This window comes from Thiosulfatihalobacter marinus (assembly GCF_016019955.1).
Lineage (GTDB): Bacteria > Pseudomonadota > Alphaproteobacteria > Rhodobacterales > Rhodobacteraceae > Shimia > Shimia marinus_A.
Genome location: NZ_JAECRZ010000016.1, coordinates 20,890 through 39,522, shown reverse-complemented (window position 1 = coordinate 39,522; position 18,633 = coordinate 20,890). Strand labels below are relative to the sequence as shown.

19 protein-coding genes and 2 pseudogenes are annotated in these 18,633 nt (G+C 65.9%); all 21 read right to left on the bottom strand.

Annotated features, from left to right (window positions below; all coding sequences use genetic code 11):
- Positions 1-16: 16 nt before the first annotated feature.
- The 21 genes and pseudogenes from I3253_RS17505 to I3253_RS17405 all read right to left on the bottom strand — a co-directional run bounded on the left by I3253_RS17505 (position 17) and on the right by I3253_RS17405 (position 18,632).
- Positions 17-1,093 (bottom strand): DUF2793 domain-containing protein, encoded by a 1,077-nt coding sequence (locus I3253_RS17505; protein WP_197919108.1) that lies wholly within the window; start codon positions 1,091-1,093, stop codon positions 17-19.
- Between the two features lie 9 nt (positions 1,094-1,102).
- A pseudogene (locus I3253_RS20765) lies at positions 1,103-3,139 on the bottom strand (baseplate megatron protein TIM-barrel domain-containing protein); the annotation flags it as partial.
- Between the two features lie 54 nt (positions 3,140-3,193).
- Positions 3,194-5,548: pseudogene (locus I3253_RS20760) on the bottom strand (baseplate multidomain protein megatron); the annotation flags it as partial.
- A gap of 9 nt (positions 5,549-5,557) precedes the next feature.
- Positions 5,558-5,992, bottom strand: coding sequence for an NlpC/P60 family protein (locus tag I3253_RS17490; protein ID WP_197919107.1), 435 nt, complete (start codon positions 5,990-5,992; stop codon positions 5,558-5,560).
- The gene (locus tag I3253_RS17485; protein ID WP_197919106.1) at positions 5,989-6,873 is read right to left on the bottom strand and encodes a DUF2163 domain-containing protein; all 885 of its coding nucleotides are present in this window, start codon (positions 6,871-6,873) and stop codon (positions 5,989-5,991) included. The genes I3253_RS17490 and I3253_RS17485 overlap by 4 nt, the downstream gene beginning before the upstream one ends.
- A 126-nt stretch (positions 6,874-6,999) precedes the next feature.
- Positions 7,000-7,230: a hypothetical protein gene (locus I3253_RS17480; protein ID WP_197919105.1), complete on the bottom strand. Its 231-nt coding sequence runs from the start codon at positions 7,228-7,230 to the stop codon at positions 7,000-7,002.
- Positions 7,231-7,316: 86 nt separating this feature from the next.
- Complete coding sequence (locus tag I3253_RS17475) at positions 7,317-7,547, bottom strand: hypothetical protein (protein ID WP_197919104.1); 231 nt, start codon at positions 7,545-7,547, stop codon at positions 7,317-7,319.
- 4 nt (positions 7,548-7,551) lie between these two features.
- Positions 7,552-8,211: a lysozyme gene (locus I3253_RS17470; protein ID WP_197919103.1), complete on the bottom strand. Its 660-nt coding sequence runs from the start codon at positions 8,209-8,211 to the stop codon at positions 7,552-7,554.
- A gap of 128 nt (positions 8,212-8,339) precedes the next feature.
- Complete coding sequence (locus tag I3253_RS17465) at positions 8,340-8,690, bottom strand: hypothetical protein (protein ID WP_197919102.1); 351 nt, start codon at positions 8,688-8,690, stop codon at positions 8,340-8,342.
- Positions 8,687-9,313, bottom strand: a complete 627-nt coding sequence (locus tag I3253_RS17460) for a DUF2460 domain-containing protein (RefSeq protein WP_197919101.1) — start codon at positions 9,311-9,313, stop codon at positions 8,687-8,689. Before I3253_RS17460 ends, I3253_RS17465 begins: the two co-directional genes overlap by 4 nt.
- Entirely contained in the window at positions 9,313-11,730 is a 2,418-nt protein-coding gene (locus I3253_RS17455; RefSeq protein WP_197919100.1) for a phage tail tape measure C-terminal domain-containing protein, read from the bottom strand. The genes I3253_RS17460 and I3253_RS17455 overlap by 1 nt, the downstream gene beginning before the upstream one ends.
- Positions 11,723-11,851 (bottom strand): DUF7697 family protein, encoded by a 129-nt coding sequence (locus I3253_RS20660; RefSeq protein WP_269649240.1) that lies wholly within the window; start codon positions 11,849-11,851, stop codon positions 11,723-11,725. Before I3253_RS20660 ends, I3253_RS17455 begins: the two co-directional genes overlap by 8 nt.
- A gap of 98 nt (positions 11,852-11,949) precedes the next feature.
- Positions 11,950-12,387, bottom strand: a complete 438-nt coding sequence (locus tag I3253_RS17445; RefSeq protein WP_197919099.1) for a hypothetical protein — start codon at positions 12,385-12,387, stop codon at positions 11,950-11,952.
- Entirely contained in the window at positions 12,387-13,325 is a 939-nt protein-coding gene (locus I3253_RS17440; protein WP_197919098.1) for a phage tail tube protein, read from the bottom strand. The genes I3253_RS17445 and I3253_RS17440 overlap by 1 nt, the downstream gene beginning before the upstream one ends.
- Positions 13,326-13,349: 24 nt before the next feature.
- Positions 13,350-13,769 carry an acyl-CoA transferase gene (locus I3253_RS17435; RefSeq protein ID WP_197919097.1) on the bottom strand — a complete coding sequence of 140 codons (420 nt, stop codon included), beginning with the start codon at positions 13,767-13,769 and terminating at the stop codon, positions 13,350-13,352.
- 4 nt (positions 13,770-13,773) lie between these two features.
- The gene (locus I3253_RS17430; RefSeq protein WP_197919096.1) at positions 13,774-14,298 is read right to left on the bottom strand and encodes a hypothetical protein; all 525 of its coding nucleotides are present in this window, start codon (positions 14,296-14,298) and stop codon (positions 13,774-13,776) included.
- Positions 14,295-15,155: a minor capsid protein gene (locus I3253_RS17425; protein WP_197919095.1), complete on the bottom strand. Its 861-nt coding sequence runs from the start codon at positions 15,153-15,155 to the stop codon at positions 14,295-14,297. Before I3253_RS17425 ends, I3253_RS17430 begins: the two co-directional genes overlap by 4 nt.
- A 72-nt stretch (positions 15,156-15,227) precedes the next feature.
- Entirely contained in the window at positions 15,228-15,857 is a 630-nt protein-coding gene (locus tag I3253_RS17420; RefSeq protein ID WP_197919094.1) for a DUF6441 family protein, read from the bottom strand.
- Positions 15,854-16,165 (bottom strand): head-tail joining protein, encoded by a 312-nt coding sequence (locus I3253_RS17415; protein ID WP_197919093.1) that lies wholly within the window; start codon positions 16,163-16,165, stop codon positions 15,854-15,856. Before I3253_RS17415 ends, I3253_RS17420 begins: the two co-directional genes overlap by 4 nt.
- A complete protein-coding gene (locus tag I3253_RS17410; protein ID WP_197919092.1) occupies positions 16,165-16,500 on the bottom strand; it encodes a DUF2190 family protein in 336 nt (111 codons plus the stop codon). The genes I3253_RS17415 and I3253_RS17410 overlap by 1 nt, the downstream gene beginning before the upstream one ends.
- A gap of 77 nt (positions 16,501-16,577) precedes the next feature.
- Positions 16,578-18,632 carry a prohead protease/major capsid protein fusion protein gene (locus tag I3253_RS17405; protein ID WP_197919091.1) on the bottom strand — a complete coding sequence of 685 codons (2,055 nt, stop codon included), beginning with the start codon at positions 18,630-18,632 and terminating at the stop codon, positions 16,578-16,580.
- Position 18,633: the final 1 nt, after the last annotated feature.

Sequence of the window (18,633 nt, the reverse complement as noted above, 5' to 3'; positions counted from 1 at the left end):
CCATGGGGAGCCTCGCTCAACCGATCTTCGTGCCCCAGAAGGACGTGTGATCGGCGGCGAAATACCCATCCTGCGCCCGGAAATAGCCCTGCAATTCAACGGTATCGCCTGCGATCAGCGGTGCCATAGTCTGCAACCAGAGCGCGGTGGCTTCCGAGACATGCGCCCCGCTGATCTCGCCGCGCGATCCTCGGATTTCGGTCGTGCCATTCAGCACGAGCCGCCCGCTCATGCGGGCCGCGGTGCTGGCGTTGACCTTGAAGAGCAGCGTCGCGCCGAAGAGGTAGGTGCCGTCCACGGGCGCCGTGAACAGGTTGGCCCCGGCATCAAACCCGCCTTGGTCGTTGTAGTCGGTGTTGTTCAGCCCGATCTTCGTCCAGGTCCCGACGCCGACGTAGTTGTCGTAGTTGGTGTAGGCCTTGAAGCGCGGGAGCCGGGGCTGGTCGACGATCCCGCTCGCGTTGTCGATGAACAGTCCATCGAAGAAGGTGCTGCCGTCGGCCGAGACCGCGAGGCGGAACTGGTCGGAGCCAAAAAGACCGAGAAGCGCCTTGGTTGTGAAGCCCGTCTGCAGCGTGAGGCCGAGATCGTCACCCGCAGCCTCCTTGTTCATGGTGTAGAACAGATCGCCGGTGCCGCCCTCGGCCACGGTCTTCGCCGTCCAGAGCGCCGCATTGAGTTTGGCCGAGAACGGGTTGGCTGCGTCCGCCGTAGTGCCGAGCCCAAGCAGCGCAAGGTTCTGCAGCGCGGGCGGCGTGGTACTGACCCAACCTGACCCGTCGTAGACCAGCAGCAGTCCCTCGTCCTCCATCCACGCTCGCCATCCCGTGCGCGGTGGAAGGCGCAGCCAGGCGCCATCGGTCCAGAGTGCGACGTTCAGGTCCCAGCCCGCCCAGTCGCCCGTCGCGCCCGAGCCGACGATGTAGCGGTCGCCGTCGGCCGGGCTGCCTGGCGGCGCGGTGAGATCACGGTCGAGCACTGAAAGTTGTACGAGCCCGTCGAGCAGCCGCAGGGCGTCGTTGTGGGTGACATGCTTCTGGGCCTGCGCCGCGAGGATGTAGGGCAGCAGCAGGTTGGTTGTGGTGTCGGACATTGTGGTCCCTCAGAATGTGAGCGTGACTGTTTTGGCCGCGCCTCGCCCAGTTAGCGCGGAAAGCTGGAAAATGTGGATGGTCAGCGTGTCGCCCGGAGCGAGCAGCCCGCCCCAATCGGCCGTTTGCTGAGCGGCCGAGTAGATTGCGCTGGTCGAAGAGGTGATCAGCGTACGTTTCACGTCAGCCCCATCGAGTATCTCGACCTCATAGGCCTCGGTTTCTTCAACGAGCGGGACCTCCACCGCGCCCCAATTGTCAGCCGCGAGGGCCCTGGACCGGCGTGTCCAGCGGATTGTCAGATCGCCGGGCGTTCGCGGCTTACGCCAGGGTTGCTCGACATGCGCGACCGAAAACGGTCGCAGCCCCGCACCCAACGGCGTGAAACTGGCTGCGACATAGGTCTCGTCGCTGACAGACCGGCTGGCGGGGCCGATGCGCCAGTTCCAGGGAAGCCCGAGGTCGGCCTCCGTCACCGGCAATGACGCCAACGCCTCATCCAGCACCACGACCCGCGCGCCCGCAGGGGCCGGGTTGACCATCGCGCTTTCGGTCCCACGTTGCCCGCGCAACAGGCGCGTCAGCCGATACCGACCCGGCGCGATCAGCTCGGCCTCGCCTGCCTGGACGATTTCCCAGCTGCCAGTGCCAGTTTCCACCGCCAGCGCATTGGCGCCGCCGAACAGTATAAGGTCGGTGACGCTTTCCAGCGTGCCGGACAGCAGATCGACCACCAGCGCATTGCCGAGATCGAAGCGCGAGGTGGGGCCGGAATGAAGATCCGAGACCAGCGTGCCGATCCGGGCGCGGCTGCCAAAGCTTGTCAGCAGCTCGAACCCATCGCTCGACGGGCTGCGAAACACCGCCATCTCCCCCGGCCATGGCACGGCATGGGCGGCAATGAACGGGCGATGCGCGGATTGATCCTCGGTCAGTTGCGGCAGATCCATCAGCACAACCTCGGGCGCGCCGAACACCACGGTTTGCGAAAGCGATGACGGTTGTGGTGATCCCGGCGGGAGGTCGTGGGCATCCCGGTCCTGGCGCACGGCTTCTATGCCGCGTGCATCAGCATCGGCGATGGAAACCAGCCGCAGCGGCACCTGTCGCCCATCATGCTCCAGCGTCACGACATCCGCCGGATCGAGCGCCAGTCGCGACGGTGGCAGGCGAAAGGCAGCTGTCTCGCGCCCGGTCCAGGCTTCCATCAGCGCCCGGCGACAACGGCGTTCGGCTTCTTCGGGCGGGACGGCCATGGGGAAGCTCTCCGAGGCGATCCGGGAAGTGTCCACGGTGATGCGGCGCGCCTCGACAAGGGCGGCGTCGTAATCCTGGTCCGCGCGTGCCACCTGCCATTTGAGCGCCTGGGGCAGTTCGGTTTCCTGCGCCCGGGTCAGTTCCAGCACATCGCCGTCACGAGCCGCCACTAGGTCGTCGGGTGCAATGATTAGGGCTGATGCCCGCCCCCGCATGATGAAACGGATCACGCCTTCGGTCTCGACCGCGTCGAACCCGAAATGCCGCGAAAGCGTGGTGATCGAGGCCCGCGGGCTTTCGAGCGCACCAATCGCGTATCCCTCGACCGCGCCCCAGAGGCCGGTGACGTCAATCCAGGCCTCGGGCATTCCGGCCCGCAGGCAAAGGTGCCGGACCAGAGCAGCGAGCGATACAGCCCCCAGGCGTCCGGTCAGCCAGTGGCCAAGCCGCCAGTTCGGCCCGTCTGTCCAGACATCGGTGAGTTCGGGAAAGAACGGATAGGGCCGTGCGTCCCAGGTCCAGGCGGCGCATTCGGGAACATGCACCATACGGTCCCCATAAACTGACGACATCGGGTTGTTGGCGGCCACGTCCCAGAACAGATATGTCGCCTCCAGATAGGCTCTCTGAATCGCGTCATCCCGCCAACCCCGTGAGAAATGCGGCGTCAAGCCTTCCGAGGATTTCGGGTCGAAGAAGACGTTAGGCTGGTTTGTGCCGCGGTCGATGGCAGGGCAGCCGAGTTCCGTGAAGCGGATCGGTTTGGACTGCGGAAGCCACGGGGTGGTGCCACGGTCGCGGGAGGTGATCCAGCCAGCCAGCCCATGCACGTCCTCCCCCGGCACGGACGAATAGGGGCCGACGCGCAGTTGCACGGTCGTGTCGGTGATCGGCGCGACCCAGCTGAATGTCAGCCGCCAGATCCCGCCGCCGATGTCGGTAAGGGCGAGATCGAAGATGTCCGGATCCGAGGTATATGGCGCCGCGCCGGAGAAATCGTCGATCCGGACTTCCTTGTTCGGCGCCCCGGTCAGGTTGACATAGATCCGGGCCCTGCCCGACGTTCCCGGCTTGAGGAGCACGCCGGTCTCATAGGTCTCGCCCGCCACCACCAGATCCTGCGCCGAGGCCGATTGCGCGAAATCGTTGGACCCGTCGATGGCCGCGATCCTAGCGGCCGAGGTGAACAGGCCGAAACCTTCCGGGCTGGGCGACACGGTGGCTGTCGTCGGTGACCAGGTCGCGGGTGCGTCGCCGTCGGGGATGGGATTGGTGCGCAGACCGCCCTGGCGGTCGTGATGTGGTCGCGACCACCAGGCGCGCAAATCCTTGTAGCGGAACACCCATGGCTTGCTGGCCGCGCCATCGGTAATCGCGGTGCGGACCTGAGCGGTGCGATCCGCCGCGCTGGCATAGAACCAGTCGAAGCCTTCCCCGCCCGCGAGGTTCCCCTGCAGGTAGGCCCGGTCGTAGATCGCGGGCCAACCCTCGGCCGCGTCGGCGTGCTCGAAGCCGTCCCGCCAGTCGGAGAGCGGCATGTAATTGTCGATGCCGATGAAATCGATCTCCGGATCGGCACAGAGCGGATCGAGGTGGAAGAACACGTCCCCCGAACCATCGCCCAGCTGGTGCCCGAAATACTCGCTCCAGTCCGCCGCATAGCCAATCTTCGTCCCCGACCCGAGGATCGAGCGCACATCCGCGAGCAGGTCCCGATAGGCCTGCACGGCGGGATAGGTGCTGGCGCCCGAGCGGATCGTGGTCAGCCCCGGCATCTCGGTGCCGATCAGGAAGGCGTCGACGCCGCCCGCGGCGGCGCAGAGATGGGCGTAGTGCAGCACCATGCGGCGCAGGCCCCAATCGCCGGGCGTGCCCGTCCACGAAACCGACTGACCCGAGACGCTGAAGCTCGCGGGCGCCGCCGCGCCGAACAGCGCCGCGACCTGGCTTTCCGCCGTCGCCGTCTTGTCCACGGTCCCGGCGAATCCCGCGGCCGGAGAACAGGTGATCCGGCCGCGCCAAGGGAAGACTGGCTGACCCGTCTCCGCGGCGTTGTCGGAATACGGGTTCTGCAGCGCGTTGCCGGGCGGCACGTCCATCAGGATGAAGGGATAGAAGGTGACGCGCAGCCCGCGCGCCTTCATCTCCTGGATCGCCTGCACCACCGCGAAATCGGCCGGCGTGCCGCCATAGACGGGGCGATCCTGATCGTCGCGGCTGACCAGAAAGGCATTGGCGCGGTTGACGCCATTCACGGACCAGGCCGACGGTGTGGTGTTCTTCGCGGTGACCTCGACACCCGGCCGCACCTTGCAATGACCTGCCCGCAGATCGTCGCCGAACCAGGCGACCACCAGCGACACGCTCTCGACCTTGGGAGCCATGGCCTGCAGCCGGTCCAGCGCCACCACCATGTCGGCGGTATCGGTCAGCGCGTTGAGGTTCTCGGGCTCGGACGAACCGCCGCTGCCCTTCCGGATGCCCTGCGTGGCATAGGCGAACTCGCCGGATGCCGGGATCATAGTGACAGCTTGCGTGAGACCCTCCGCCGTGTCGGGATCGGCCAGCGGGCGGAACACCTCGAAACTCAGTTGCGGGATGCGGTTGCCGTAATTCCCGAGCGGCAGGTCCTCGAAAACGACATAGGCGGTACCGCGATAGGCGGGCGTATTTGCCGCGCCCATCTTCGCCGAAATGAACGGATCGGCCGCCTGGCTCTCGTCGCCAGGATACCAGCGCCATGTGACCCCGGCGGTGTCCAGCAGTTTGCCATCGGCCCAGATGCGGCCAATGCCGGTGATCGGACCCTCGCAGAGCGCGACGGCGAAGCTCGCATAGTAGAAGTATTCAGTTGTCTTGACCTTGCCGCCACCCCCGCCGCCCTTGCCGCCGCCCTGCGTGGTCGTCTTGGTCTCCTCGCGGAAATCCGTCGCCCAGACGATATTGCCGCCGATCCGCATGCGGCCGTAAAGGCGCGGGATCACCGCCCCTTCGGTGGCCGAGGTGATGCGCAGATTGTCCATCCGCGCGCCTTCGATGCGCTGGGTCGGCGCGAGCGACGAGATGATCCAGCTGTCGACGACCGATCCGATGGTGGAGCCGATGAAACCGCCGATGGTGGCTGCACTGACGCCGAGGATAGCGCCACCAATGCTGCCGCCAATGGCAGCACCAGCGGCACCGAGGACGAGGGTAGCCATGGGATAATCTCAGCGTTGCGGAAACATAAAGGCGAAGGCGATGCGCCGCCGCCAGGACGGGGTGAGCGGCTCCTCAATCACGCCGAGCCGCTCGTAGGCGTGGAGGAAGGCATCAGGCCCGGTGAGGATCCCGACATGCTTGGCAATGGCGCGGGGCATCATGCGGAACAGGACCAGCGCGCCCGGAACGACGTCAGCAGGTGCGATCTCCAGCATCATGCGCCGCGCGCCCTCGGCCAGTACCTCGCGCGGTACGGTCTCGCCCCAATCCCGGCTGTAGGGCGGGATCGGGAACGGCTCGGGGCCGACGACCTCGCGCCAGACGCCGCGCGCCAACCCGAGGCAGTCGCAGCCAACGCCCCGAAGGCTGGCCTGGTCGTGATACGGCGTGCCCAGCCAGGACCGCGCTACCTTGATAACCCGCTGTGGTTTGGCAGCATTCAAAGCACCGCCCCCTCGTGCCCACCATCCTTGGTGGCATAGCGGAGAACCGCGTCTTGGCCGGGGATGTGCGGGAAGCCACGAAAGTTGACGGTATTTGCGAACTTCGCGCCGCAGGTCTCCAGGCGCTTGTCGCAGCCTGCGCGGACAATGAAGGCGTCACCGCCAGTGATGGACCGCACAGGCGCTTCGAGCAGCGTCATCACCGCGATGGCATCCGTCAAATCATGTGAAATGACCTCAGCTCTCCGCCCGACATTTGCCCCGCTGGTCCATTCAACGGTGCCAAACGTAAACCAGCCCGAGGTAAAGCCGCCGAGGCCCGACGCAGTGAACGCCCGGTCTCGCAATAGATCGATAACGCCGCCTGTGCCCTTGAAGGTGGACCCCTCGAGATCGACCCCACAGCGTCCGTCACCAAGGGCCGCATCACAGGGCGCCTGGAAGGTCCGCCCGACCGTCTGGCCGAGGACATGGGCGAGCGAACGGACCTCTGCCACAAAGGCGAGCCGCCCGCGCCGGATCTGGCCGATGGCGCCGCGGCGCATCAGGACGCGCTGGCCGGTGTCCGCCCAATTAACTCGCCAGACCTCGACCTCGGCATTGTCCCAGCGGCCGTCGAGAATGTCGGTCTCAGTGATCCGGTCCGAGGTCAGCACGCCCTCGGCGTCCTGCGCATCGACCGACAGGTCCGAGCCCGAGCGCACCTCGGACGCCGTCAGCCCGCTCTCGGGCTCGAAGCTAGTGCCGTCGAAGCTGAGCGTCCGGTCGTGATCGGTAAAGCCGAAGGTGACGTCGTCGGGGCGGCTGATCCGCCAGCACCAGGCAAGCGTGGTCGTGCCCTCGTCGAGATGGTCCTGCAAGGCGGGCGAGAGGGATTTCATCGGCAGGTTCCCGTCATCCTGTCATTAAGATCAGCAATCCAGTCCGCCCAGTCCGGCGGAACCTCTGCGACGGTCTCGGCAGCCGGCCGGGCGAGCCGCGCCTCGGCATAGGAGGCACATCCCGCATCACCAACGCCCATCGTTGCGGCGCAGCCGGTCAGCAGGATCGCCAGCGCCGCGGCCATTGCGAACCGCGTCGCGACCCCTCTCGACGCGCTTGCTCTTTTCTTCTGTAGCATCGCGTTCGGCCTCCCGTTTGCCTTGGCGTTCGCCTTCCGCACGCCCCCAGATGCGGCCGAGGACGACGCCGCCGACCGCGCCCAGAGCCGCGACCAGCCAGATCAGGAGATCAGCCATCGTCCCGCTCCCCGCGCGCGGCGGCGACGCAGAGGGCTGCGACGAAGACGCCGAGGCAGCCGCCCACGACCAGACCGACGAGAAACTCAAGCATCGCCGCGGAACCCGCGCTCGATCCGATCGCGCAGACCGATCAGGCCCAGACCGAGGAACATCAGGCCCGCCGGCGAGGCATCGCCCGAGCCGGCGAGCAGCGCGACAAGGCGGGACACTTCCCCGAGCGGCCCGGTGGCGGGCAGCGCGAGAGAGGCGATTCCAGTGAGCATGGCGAGCAGTCCCGCCCACCAGGTCAAGGAGTTGGGGCGAACGTAGCGCATGGGATCAGGCCCTCCGGATCAGAGTGGAGAAGAAGGCGACCAGCCGGGCGAGCCAGCCGGTCGGCGTATCGGGTTCAGGATCGCGGTCCTGCGGCTGCGGTGTTGGAGGTCGCCGTAGCAGGGTCAGCGCCTCATCCTCCGTCAGGCGACGGATCGGTCGGGAGAAGTCGACGCGGCCGCTGCGATCCACAGACCAGACCGGGATCGTGCCGCCGGGATAGCGGCCATGGCGGAACAGGTCGCGCTCAGCCTCCCGGCGGGGAATGATCGAGGCCGGTCTCCGCCAGTTCAGAAACGCGTCGGCGGCTGCAACGCGATTGCCGTCATTGAGGTGTCGGGTCAGCGCGGCCTTGGCGATCCCGCCGGTGTTGTAGTGGAAGCTGACCAGCGCATCTAACTCGTGAGGCGCCAATGGCACCTTCACGGCGCGCAGGACGGCCGCCTCGTAGCGCGCGAGGTCGGCGCGGAATACCCGGAACGCCTCACGGATCCCGCCATCGAGATCGGCGGGCATGCCGCGCGGCATGGTGGCCGGATCGGGCGGCCCGGCCGCGGCCGTGTGGCCGATGCCGAAGGTCCAGACCTGTTTCACATCGAGATAAGGTCCGGGCACGATACCTTCGTGCCGGACAAGGGCCAGGAGGCCCCGGTCAGTCATTTGCATGAGATTACCTCAGGAGCGAGAGAACGAGGATGAGCGCGGCGACAGCGAGGCCGATGCGCAGACGGTGGGCAAAAGCCGCTCGAGGGTCGGCCGGGTCGCAGCGGAGGGAGCGCGCGAGGCGAACGAGCTCATTCATCGCCGTCGCCCAGTTTGGCGCGGCGTAGGCGGGCGAGCAGCATCTCGATGAAGGCCGGGCCGAAGACCCCGACGAGATAGGCGGCTGACCCGGCTGCTCCGCCAGCCGGAATGGCCTCGGGCTGGAGCCCCAGCCGCGCCGTGATGACGGCCATCGACAGGCTGCCCATCCCGGCCGCGATCAGCCCGCCGAGCAGGATGTGCCGCAGCGCGTCGCGCAGCCGCATCTTCGTCGTCAGTGCGTTCGTTGCGCCGCCGAGCGCGCGCCAGATGGCAAGGATCACGGCCGTGGAGGCTCCGAGTTCTCGGAGAACCGCTGCCAGGAATCCGGTCTCTTCATTCATCGCCGGATCTCCAGAAGCGGGATGGAGGTGATCGAGCCGAGCCGCTCGAGATCAAGCGTCACGTCGAGCGCGTCAGTGTCGAAGCGGACTGGCACGTCGAACTGGAACCCCGCGGTGATTGCGACACCGGAGACCGGCGCGGCGCTGAAGGTGACAACGCCGGTCGTGGTGTCGACGGACCAGCCGACGAGCTGCTCTGCGCCATCGAGGGCGACGCGGACCGTACCGGCGACCGGCTTGGTGATCGTGCGTACCCATGTCTGGCTGCCCGAGGCGTAGCGCTTCACCAGCTGGAAGGCGGTCGTCGTGTCATCGCCGGTGCCGATGGCCTGATCGGTCGGGGTTGGCGTCTGGGACGGCAGGCAGGACTTGTGGTCGCCCCAGTCCTTGAACCGGAAGCCATGGAGCCGTCCGTTGCGAGCTTCAAAGAACGCGACGACCGCCGCCAGATCGTCCGCGCGACGGATGCCGTAGGCGACATCGTAGCGGCGGCGCGAGTTGGCCCAGCTGGCGTTGCGCTCCTCGTCGCCCGAGGCGAGCTCGACGATCTGCGTGCGGCGTTCCGGACCTCCGCGTGCGCCCCGGCTGATGTTGTCGGGAAACCGGACCTCGTGAAATGCCATTACATGCCCCTCCGCCCGAGCGACACCGCGCGAGCGATGTCGGCCGCGACCTGTGTCCGCGACTGTCGGAAGCTTTCGGCGTCGCGCGCCATGATGGTGACATTCACGCCACCGGCTGCGCCGTAGCTCTGAGCTTCGCGGCGAGACAGCACGCGCTCGCCGCGTTGCAAGATGGCCGGAACTTCATCGTGGCGCAGCCCCGCCACACCGCCAGAATGCATCCGGGGCGCGGCCGCAAAGGCCATTGCCGGAACTATCCGCGAGGGGCCCGCCGAGCCGACCATGCCGCCCGCATGCAGGATGTTCGCGAAGATCCCACCCGCGCCGCCGAGCACGCCGGACAGCGCATTTGCGATTGGCCCGAGGATGAACCGGCGCGCCGCCAGCTTGGCGAGATCGGCCAGCAGTGAGGTGACCAGATCGCGAAAATCCAGCTTGCCGGTCTTCACGAAATTGCCGACTGCGTTTTCAGCGGACTGAAATGCGCTGACGAGGCTCTGACCGATGTCCCCGCCAATTTCGCGCGCCTTGCTGGCATAGTCGCTGAGCGCTGCGGTGACCGCCTGCCAGCCGGAAACTGCGGCGTCGGTGTCAGGTTCGGCTGCAGCGGCAGCAGCCCCGGCCGCTGCGCCCGCACCGGCAGCGGCGCGTCCGGCATCACCAAGGGCTGTCTCAAAGCGGTCAGCTGCGTTGGTCGCCTCGGTCAGCGCGTCCGCGCCACCTTCATCGCTGCCCCGCACCGCATCGCGCAACGCCTGCCAACTGGCGAGCGGCGCGCGTGCCCCCTCGGCCAGATCGCGCGCGGCACCGCGATAGGTATTTGCGGTGGCGAGCGCAGTATTGGCCGCCTGGGTGAGCCCCAGATCGGGGGCTGTGAGCGGGTTGTTCTCGAACGCCCGGTCAAACGCGGATTGTGCGGCGGTGGTTGCGGCGGTCGCGGCACCCTCGAAGCGGTTCTCGATCTGGCCCAACTCAAGATCGGGGATGATCGAGATGCGCCGCTCGGAGCCGAGCGCTTCCAGCCCCTGATTGATCCCGCCGATGAATGTGTTGATGCGCGAAACGACGCCATTCAGCATTGCCTCGACACCGTCGATCAGGCTGTTGGCCGCCTGAAACGCCAGATCGCCGATGGCGGTCGGGAGCATGCCCCAGATTGCCTTGATCGCCTCATATGCCCCCTCAAACGTGTTCGCGGCCGTGTTGCCAAAAGCCACGACGCTCTCGATGGCGTTCTGCATGCCCGCCGCGGCATCGGCCTTCAGGTCGAAGAACATCGCCGTGGCCGCAGCGCCCGCCGCTGCAGCGCCCATCTTGATGCGATCCCAGACCTCGACGGCGAGGTCTTTCAGGAGCGACATCGCTTCGCCAAACCCACCCGCGCCGGAAACAAGGCGGGTGAACTGGTAGACAAGCTCGCCCGCGCCAACGATCAACGCCCCGATGCCGGTGCGGATCAGCGCGCCGCGCAACAGGACCAGCGCCGTGGCGAGCCCACGGACCGACAGGGCAGCAACCGCCATCCCGGCGACCCAACGCCCTGCAAGAAAAGCCACAAACGTGGCGGCATAGGTGGTTAGACGGCCGATGTTGTCGAAAAGGCCTCGGATCGCGATGCCGAGAGGCCCGGTGCGGCTGGCCACGGCCGCCATGGCATTCGCGACCGCTTCCAGCGCGGGTGCCGCAGCGACCGCCAGCTGGTTCGACAGCCCGCGCCAGATCAGCCCCAGCCTTGAGATGGCGTCGTTCGTCCGCTCGATCTGGTCGGCATCCTGCTCCGATACGACGACGCCGAAGGCCAGAACATCCTCTGTCGCCTGGCGCAGCGTCGCGGTGTCGATCCGCGACATCGCTATGGAGCCTTCCTCGCCGAAAAGCTGGCCCGCGACGGCGGCGCGTTCTGCGGCGGGCACGAAACTTTCGATTGCCGCGTTGATCGCGCCCACACGTTGGTCAAGCGGCAGGGCGATCAGCTCGGTGGCCGAGAGCCCGAGCCGATCCAGCGCGTCGGCAGCAGGTCCGGTCCCGGCGGCCGCCTGGCTGAGACGACGCGTCAGATCCTTGGTGGCCTGTTCGATGCCGGACATCGACACGCCCGCCAGCTCGCCCGCCCGCTCGAGGGTCTGGATCGAGGCGACGGTGGTGCCGAGGGACTGCGCGAGCTTCGCCTGCGCATCCACCGTCTGCAGGCCGGAGCGGATCATCGCCACACCAGCAGCGGCAGCGGCTGCCACTGCCGCTGCGGCGGCTACGGCAACCCGGCGCGAAAAGGCGGCAAGCCGGGTATTCGCGGCCTCCATCTCCTGGCTGAGCCGACCGAAGCCGCGCGCCCCTGCCTCGCCGACGCCTTCCAGCTCGGCGCGCACCTGTCGCCCGCCGACCGCGGCGAGGCGGACGCTGACCCTCTTCTCAGCCATGGGAGTGATCCATCTGTTCGTTGAGCTTGGCGACCATCACCGCTTCGATCACGGGCAGCAGTTCGGCCATGGCGATCTGCGGCACGCCGAGGGCGTCACCGAGCGCGAGCGCGGCCGACATGTCCCAGCCGATCACAGCACCGGGCAGGACGCGCAGTTGGCCGCCGAGACGACCGACCAGGTCCCAGACCTGCCAACCCTCCGGAGTTTCCGGACGGTTCAGTCGCGCCGGGCAGTCTTCGCACGCCGTTTGGCAGGCGTCGCAGTAGCGCTCGCCCCCGCCGAAGGACCATTCGGCGAGAGCGCGGAGGCGTTTTTTTCCTGTTCCAGCAGCAAGCCTTTGGACACATAGGTCAGCTGGAACGCCTCGAAGATCGGCCAGATATCGAGAAGCGCGTCGATGGCGTCCGGGCTCGGGTCGATGGGATTGCCGTCCGCATCTCCGATGCCCTCCCAGGCGAGCACCGCACGGCGAGCCAGCGCCTTGGCGAAGGCGACGGCGCGCTCCTCGTCAGAGGCCTCCTCGGGAACGGCCTCGACGGCCGGATCGCTGCGCGTCGCCACCATCAGCGCGGTGGTCAGCGGGCGGAGTTGCACCCGGACGCCAGGGGCGAGGTCGTGCCAGCGGGGGGCGTTCGTCAGGTCGAGCGTCAGCATCAATAGGTCTCCACATCGTTCACAAGGGTTGCCGTGCACATCCGGCCGACGACGCTGTCGCGGGCGGCCTGCCAGTCGAAGGTGGCCTGCACGCCCTGTGGTCCAGAAATCTCGATGCGCGGGCGCGGCAGGTAGACGGCGTGCACACTAAAGGTGAAGCTCTCGCCAGAGGGCAGGACGTAGGCGAATTCCAACTCGCAGGGATCGCCATTGATCGCCTGTGTCACCAACGTCTGGTCGGCGAAGCGCACCTCAATGGAGCCGGTCAGCGCCGCAATGGACGGGTCCGCCCCATCAATGCGGCCGTCCGAGCGGATGGTCTCGATCCGGTCGAGGTTGTTGGCGTAGGTGATGTCGGCCGAGACCACATTGCCGAGGGCAGACCCGTTGCGCGTGATGGCTCCGTTGAAATGGCCGAAGCGCTGCAATTCAAGAGCAGCTGGCGTCCCGGCGCTGGTCGTCGTGCCGACGGTCTCGCCTTGTGCCACCAGCCGGGCCGTTGCGGTCAACAGCCCTGAACGCTGCATCTGCCAGGTGATCTGGTCGAGCACGCATCCGGAATACATCGCATAGCGCGGCACCTCGGGCATGCCGGTCTCGATGGACATGCTGGGCAACGTCCAGGAGCCCGACTGGAACTCATGCGTCCAGGGGCCGGTGCCGGTCGTGATTGGGTCGCCAAAGGCCGCCTTCAGCCAGAAACCGAAGGCCTCGGCATCGAGCGGCACGACGACATCGCCATCCGCCGTCACTGCATCCTTGATCGGCGCCAGCGGATCACGGCCGTAGCCCAGAAGTTCCGAATTAAGCAGCGGCTGCTCTGCGCCAAGCGATGTGCTGGTGAAGGGCATCTTGGTGAAGCCGCCCACGGGCGGCGTTCCATAGGTCGTCTCGAACGCAAGCGCCATCTGCGCCCGCGCCCCTTGGGCTCGTGCCATCGTGTTCTCCTCAGGTTTTCGGGGTCAGCCGAGCGGATCGGCTGTTGAATAGTGCAGCACCACTGGGATCACGGCAGCCTTCAGGCTTGCCGCGCCTTCGACCGGCAGATCGACCGGGCGTGGCGCTTCTGCCTCGACCCAGTCGCAGAGGCCGCCTAGCGTGCGGTCGGCGGCGATGGCTGTGCCGATGCTGGCGGTCAGCGTGTCGAATGCGACGTCACGGGCGGTGCCCTGAACGACCGCCTCGATCTCGGCGCGGTGTTGGTAGTGGTAGCGCAACGGCGACAAAGTAACCTCGGGCTCCCCCGGCTCGCCATCGCGCAGGATCAGCAGACCATCGGCCGGGACACGCTCGGGTAGCACGTCACCGCGCAGGGCGGTGGCTGGCAAAGCCGAGAGCCGCGCGTGCAGCGCGGTGAGGATGGTTTCGCGTGGGGTGGGCAATGGATCACCAAGTGATGAGAGACGTCGGACATCGACCAACTTCGAAATCCGGTCGCTCGGCCAATTCATTCAGCAGCCATTGGGTGCCGACGTTATTGATATCAATGTCCCAATTCGCGTGCCCTGCTTCGGCGACAAGATGCTCGTATACGGTGGGATTATCGGTTTCCAGGACCAAACCCACGTCGTTGCGCCAAGCAAAGCGATAACCACGCTCGTCTATAGCCGGTGCCATTGAAAGTCCGTAAATGGTAGTCGGCGTGATTTTGATAGACCAAAGACTGTCGCGGACAATCGGCGTCCCATCCTCCAATCGCGGAACCGCAATTGGCTTCAGGTACGGCCTGCCAAGGTCGAAAACTGCTTCATAGCCGAGGTTTGCGCCGTTCGCGAGCCGTACGCAGGTGCGATATGTGTTGTTGAAGACGATTACGACCCAGAGCGCCACAAGAACGATCGGGATCAGCAGGACACCCAACAGGGCACCAAGCGCCCCGTCATTGCCATTGTCCCTCCCCGAATGTTTCACCCGAACCTGCTGCGTGCTGGATCCGCAAAGATCTGACCCGAGAAGCTTCCAGTCCACCGATCCGTGATCGGATATGGTTCTCCAGTGTGAATGCCCAGACGCTGTGGCCCTGTGGGAGGGAGCCCGACGCGTCCGCGAAGGTAATCTTCCATCGGCCTGTGGATATTTTCGTAGATTGTCTCGCCTAAGTCGATGACCTCCATACCGACATCGGCCGGATCGGCGAATTCATCCTCCAGGTAGAAATCAATTTGCCCCGTGACCGTGAGAATACCGAACTCCGCAACACCGTTTCCCGTGAAGCGACCGCCTATTGTGGTGTCACCGATGCTGAATACGATCCCGGTCATATCGTACGTGTTCTCGAAGACATCCGAAAAGGCACCGTTCGGGTGTTCCCTGGCTACCTCCGCGATGTTGTCCTGAAGGCTCTTGGTCACAGTGGAGGTCATGTACTTCGCCACGATTCCGCTCAGATGTCCGGTTTCGCGAACGGTAACACCACGGCCACCACCATTGTAGTAGTGGCGGACGAAATCACGGCTGCTCCAAGCGGCTCCGGTGTCCTCTGCGTCGGCCACTTCGATTTCAATAGACTCATCGACCGACGGCATGAAGGGCTCAGCCGTGCAGCGGCAGCCGTAGTCTTCGCCGGGATGGCCCGTCTCAGGCGGATCATTCCATGCAAAAACCCGACCGTTGTTGGCAGCATGGCTTGGGCGGACTTTATCATCTCCGCGCGTACGCCAGATGTAATGCGTGGCTGGCCGCTCCTGCTTGATCGACCACTCGATAGGCGTCCCTTTGCGCAGGTAGGCTTGGAACGCCTTGCGATAAAGATGTGGGTCGATGTGCATGCAGAAGCCCCTGGACAGAGTTTTCGCCAACTTCACATAAAGGGGTTAATTCTTTGGCAATACACCGTACGCTCACAACATTCCCTCCACCCAATTCGCCACGATCAGCCCCGGCACGCTGTCGAGCACCCGCTCTGCATCCCGGTCGAGGTTCAGCCGCTTCGGCAGTTTGACCTGCGGGACCAGAAGGAAGATCGGCGCGGTGACCTTGCCGCGCCCGGTCTTTGAGCGGGACACTACCGCCTGACCCTTCGTGTTCAGCCGTCCCTCCGCCACAAGCAGGCTCGGGCCGGTGCGGCGATAGACGAAGCGCAGGCGCAACCCGCGCCGCCACTCCCATTCGCCGGGTGTGATCCGGCCGCCGCGCAGGGACTTGCCAGCAGCGGGCAGCGGGATCGCCAGCCAGAACCCATTCTTCGAGCGGATCAACGGGCCGGTGTCGTGGGCTCCGACAATAACCGGTGCCTTGGACCAGACCAGCGCGGCGGCGTCGAGGCTCTCGCCCGACTTCGGGAAGTTCTGGTTGCGGATCGAATTCGCAAGCCGCCGCCCCAGTCCCGCGCCAGTGATCTGCGTGCGCCATGCAGTCTTCAGCCTAGTCCCGGCCTCGCGCATGGCGGCTGTCACCGCGCGCTCCCCGGCCGCAACCTCCGCTGCCATCATGGCGACGATGTCCGGATCGATGTCGAGCTTCAGTTTCACGCAGGTCTCAGATCCACGGTCCAGACCAGCCGCTCGCGGTCGCGAACAGGCTCGCCCTGAATGAGGAAGGCATCGCCGTCGATTTCCAAGCGGTCGCCGGGACGCGGGGTCGGAACCTCTGCGACGCGTAAATCGATCCGGGTCGTTTCCGACCAGAGCCGCGCATTGCCAAAGTCGGTGATCGCATCAGCCTGCCGGGAGACGACGCGCACTAGCACCGGCGCGCCACCATCGGAAGTATAGACGGCCTCGCGCCCGATGTTGGGATCCGCGAACAGCGCATCCAGAATGGCGGCAAACGCCGTCATCAGAAGCTCGCGTTCAGGCGCACGCGGCCGATCACGTCGCCCGCGCCGCCCGCAACAGCTTCGGTGGCTACGCCAATCAGCGTATTCGCCGTGGCGGTCTTGGTGGCTTCCTTGTTGGTGTTGTCCCAATAGACCTTGTCACCGGCAGACCAGGCTTGGGACGCGACCTTTTTCAGATCGAAAATGCCGACGAGCGCGGCCTCGACCGTTTCGGCATTAGCGGCATCCCCGGCGGCCACGCCGAAAATGGAGCCAACAAGCAGGCCGTCGCCGGATGTCACGGCATAGGGCGCGGTCAGGGTGATGGTGTTGCCGGGTTGGACGTAGTTTTTCATTGCGGGATCCTTTGCAAAAGCGAACGGGCGGCCTGATGGGACCGCCCGTCAGAGGTGGGATTTCAGGAATTGCCCGGTTATGCGCCCGGGTTCTTGTAGAGACCCCGCCAGTCGATGGCCTTGGCGCCGAAGTCGAGGCGGCACTTGATCTCGACGCCGTCGACGTCGAAGCCGTTGCGCGTCTCGATATAGGCACCCTGCTGGCCCTCGAGATAGGCGTATTCGATGGTGTCGATCTGGTTCGGGCTGGCCGCCAGATACCATGCGGTCTCGCTCGCCGCATCGAGCCGGGGCTCGCTGATCGGCGCGAGCGTGCGAATCGACTGCGGCACCACGCCGGACGTCGCGGCGGGCACCAGGTTCTGAGCGACCATTTGCTCGGCCTTCAGTTCCAGCGAGGCGGGCACGATCAGGAAGGCGGGCCGCACATTCAGCACCGTCTTCTTGTCGAGCCCAGTCTGCAGCGCCATCGCCGCACGGGCCGCCCCCACCGCATCGACGGCCAGCGCCGCGCCGGTGCCCGCAAGGTTCTTGTGGGTGGTGTGGAACAGCGCATTGCCGTCAGCCATCGCCGGGTTGGCGGTGATGATGCCCCAGACCACATCGCTTTCCAGCTGCGCAATGGAGTTGCCATACATCGCCGGGATGCGGGTAAAGGCGTCGAGGTCGTCGTTGATCAGCGTCTGGCGGGTGATCGCGACCACTCGGCCATAGGTCTTGACCTTGTAGCTCTCCTTGCTCTCGCCAAGCGTGCCGCGCTTGAACTCACCACTTTCGCCGACCTCCAGCAGCTGCGGCGCTTCGCCGAGCTGGACCCGGTGCATCGCCTTGAAGTCGGTGGCCAGCACCTGGCGGCAGAACAGCATGAAGGTGCGGGGATAGGCCTCGTAGGCCTGCCGCAGGGTCTTGTTGGTGACCGCCGACAGGATCTCAGGGAAGTCCGAGGTCGAATGCAGCGCGCGCGTCGCCACCTCGTCGCGCGACAGGCCGCGCGTGTTGACCCCTGCATTGCCGAGGCTTTCCCGGGCCAGTTCCATCAGCGTCATGCCGCGATACTGGCGGGCGGCTTCCTCCAGAGTGAACAGCGTCGGGCTGTAGCGGTGGAGCAGCGCATTTGCGACGGCTTCGCGACGGGTGACCTGTTCATCGCGTCCGCCGAGAGGGATCGAGACTTGGCTGAAGGTGCGGGTTTCTTCGGATTTGGCGGCCACCTGATCGAGGATCAGACGGCGGGCTTCGCCGATATCGGTGCCGCGCTTCACCAGATCCTCGGCAAAGCTGCGCTCGAGGTTAAGCCGTCCTGCCAGATCGTAGATGGTGGACACGCGGTCGCGCTCGGTTTCGCGGGCGCGGGTTGCGACGGCTTCAGTGTCAGGCACAACGGGGGCATCGGGCTTCTGCGCCTTTGGTGGGGTGCGGGTTTCACTTGCGGCGGCCTTCGGCTCAGTCGCGGAAGTCTTCGGTTCAGTCATGGTGGTGTCCTCGGTCGCGAGAGTGTCGCTGTGCTGGTCTTCGGCCTCTGCGGCCGGGGCATTGGGTTTGTCCGTCATCGGGATGGCTCCTGTGGTTGTGGGTGGGACGTCCCGGCGATGGAGGACGCAGTCGTGAAGTGGGGATTGGGCGCGGAACCCCGCGGCAGGGTCCGCGCCAACGGGCACGGCGGACACCTCAAAGGGCGTCCAGTCCACCGCGCGCCAAAGTTCGCGGGCTGCTTCGGGTTTCGAGACCTCGAAGCGATGAACTTGGTAGCCGATGGACACCGCACGGATGTGCCCGGCCTGAATGTCGCGCCAAATCGGTTCTACATCGGCACGTTCACTGATCCGCACGAGGGCGATGCCACGGCCGTTTTCGATACGCGCCGAGCCCGGGACGACCGAACCGATCACAGCATCCAGCGTGTCGATTTCATGCACCTTCAGAAACGGCGCGCCCGCATTCAGACGATACAGCCGCACATGGGTTGGATCTAGGCTGAGCTCTTCGTCATAGGGCTCGCCGAACAGGGTCGAACGGCGAACCCGCGCCCCTGCTGACCAGATCACCTCGACGGTGCGGGCGTCGATATCAGCCGAGTTTGGCGCAAGCTCCGCCGACCGGCGCAAGGCCGGGATTTCGATCATCGTGTCCATA

Excerpts from the sequence above, each read along its gene's own strand:
- I3253_RS17445 (WP_197919099.1), bottom strand. The coding sequence starts at position 12,387 with ATGCTGACGCTCGACCTGACGAACGCCCCCCGCTGGCACGACCTCGCC.
- I3253_RS17460 (WP_197919101.1), bottom strand. The coding sequence starts at position 9,313 with ATGGCATTTCACGAGGTCCGGTTTCCCGACAACATCAGCCGGGGCGCA.
- I3253_RS17440 (WP_197919098.1), bottom strand. The coding sequence starts at position 13,325 with ATGGCACGAGCCCAAGGGGCGCGGGCGCAGATGGCGCTTGCGTTCGAG.
- I3253_RS17415 (WP_197919093.1), bottom strand. The coding sequence starts at position 16,165 with ATGACGGCGTTTGCCGCCATTCTGGATGCGCTGTTCGCGGATCCCAAC.
- I3253_RS20660 (WP_269649240.1), bottom strand. The coding sequence starts at position 11,851 with ATGTCGGCCGCGCTCGCGCTCGGTGACGCCCTCGGCGTGCCGCAGATC.
- I3253_RS17465 (WP_197919102.1), bottom strand. The coding sequence starts at position 8,690 with ATGAATGAAGAGACCGGATTCCTGGCAGCGGTTCTCCGAGAACTCGGA.
- I3253_RS17470 (WP_197919103.1), bottom strand. The coding sequence starts at position 8,211 with ATGCAAATGACTGACCGGGGCCTCCTGGCCCTTGTCCGGCACGAAGGT.
- I3253_RS17405 (WP_197919091.1), bottom strand. The coding sequence starts at position 18,632 with ATGGACACGATGATCGAAATCCCGGCCTTGCGCCGGTCGGCGGAGCTT.
- I3253_RS17485 (WP_197919106.1), bottom strand. The coding sequence starts at position 6,873 with ATGAAATCCCTCTCGCCCGCCTTGCAGGACCATCTCGACGAGGGCACG.
- I3253_RS17505 (WP_197919108.1), bottom strand. The coding sequence starts at position 1,093 with ATGTCCGACACCACAACCAACCTGCTGCTGCCCTACATCCTCGCGGCG.
- I3253_RS17480 (WP_197919105.1), bottom strand. The coding sequence starts at position 7,230 with ATGGCTGATCTCCTGATCTGGCTGGTCGCGGCTCTGGGCGCGGTCGGC.
- I3253_RS17475 (WP_197919104.1), bottom strand. The coding sequence starts at position 7,547 with ATGCGCTACGTTCGCCCCAACTCCTTGACCTGGTGGGCGGGACTGCTC.
- I3253_RS17425 (WP_197919095.1), bottom strand. The coding sequence starts at position 15,155 with ATGCACATCGACCCACATCTTTATCGCAAGGCGTTCCAAGCCTACCTG.
- I3253_RS17455 (WP_197919100.1), bottom strand. The coding sequence starts at position 11,730 with ATGGCTGAGAAGAGGGTCAGCGTCCGCCTCGCCGCGGTCGGCGGGCGA.
- I3253_RS17410 (WP_197919092.1), bottom strand. The coding sequence starts at position 16,500 with ATGAAAAACTACGTCCAACCCGGCAACACCATCACCCTGACCGCGCCC.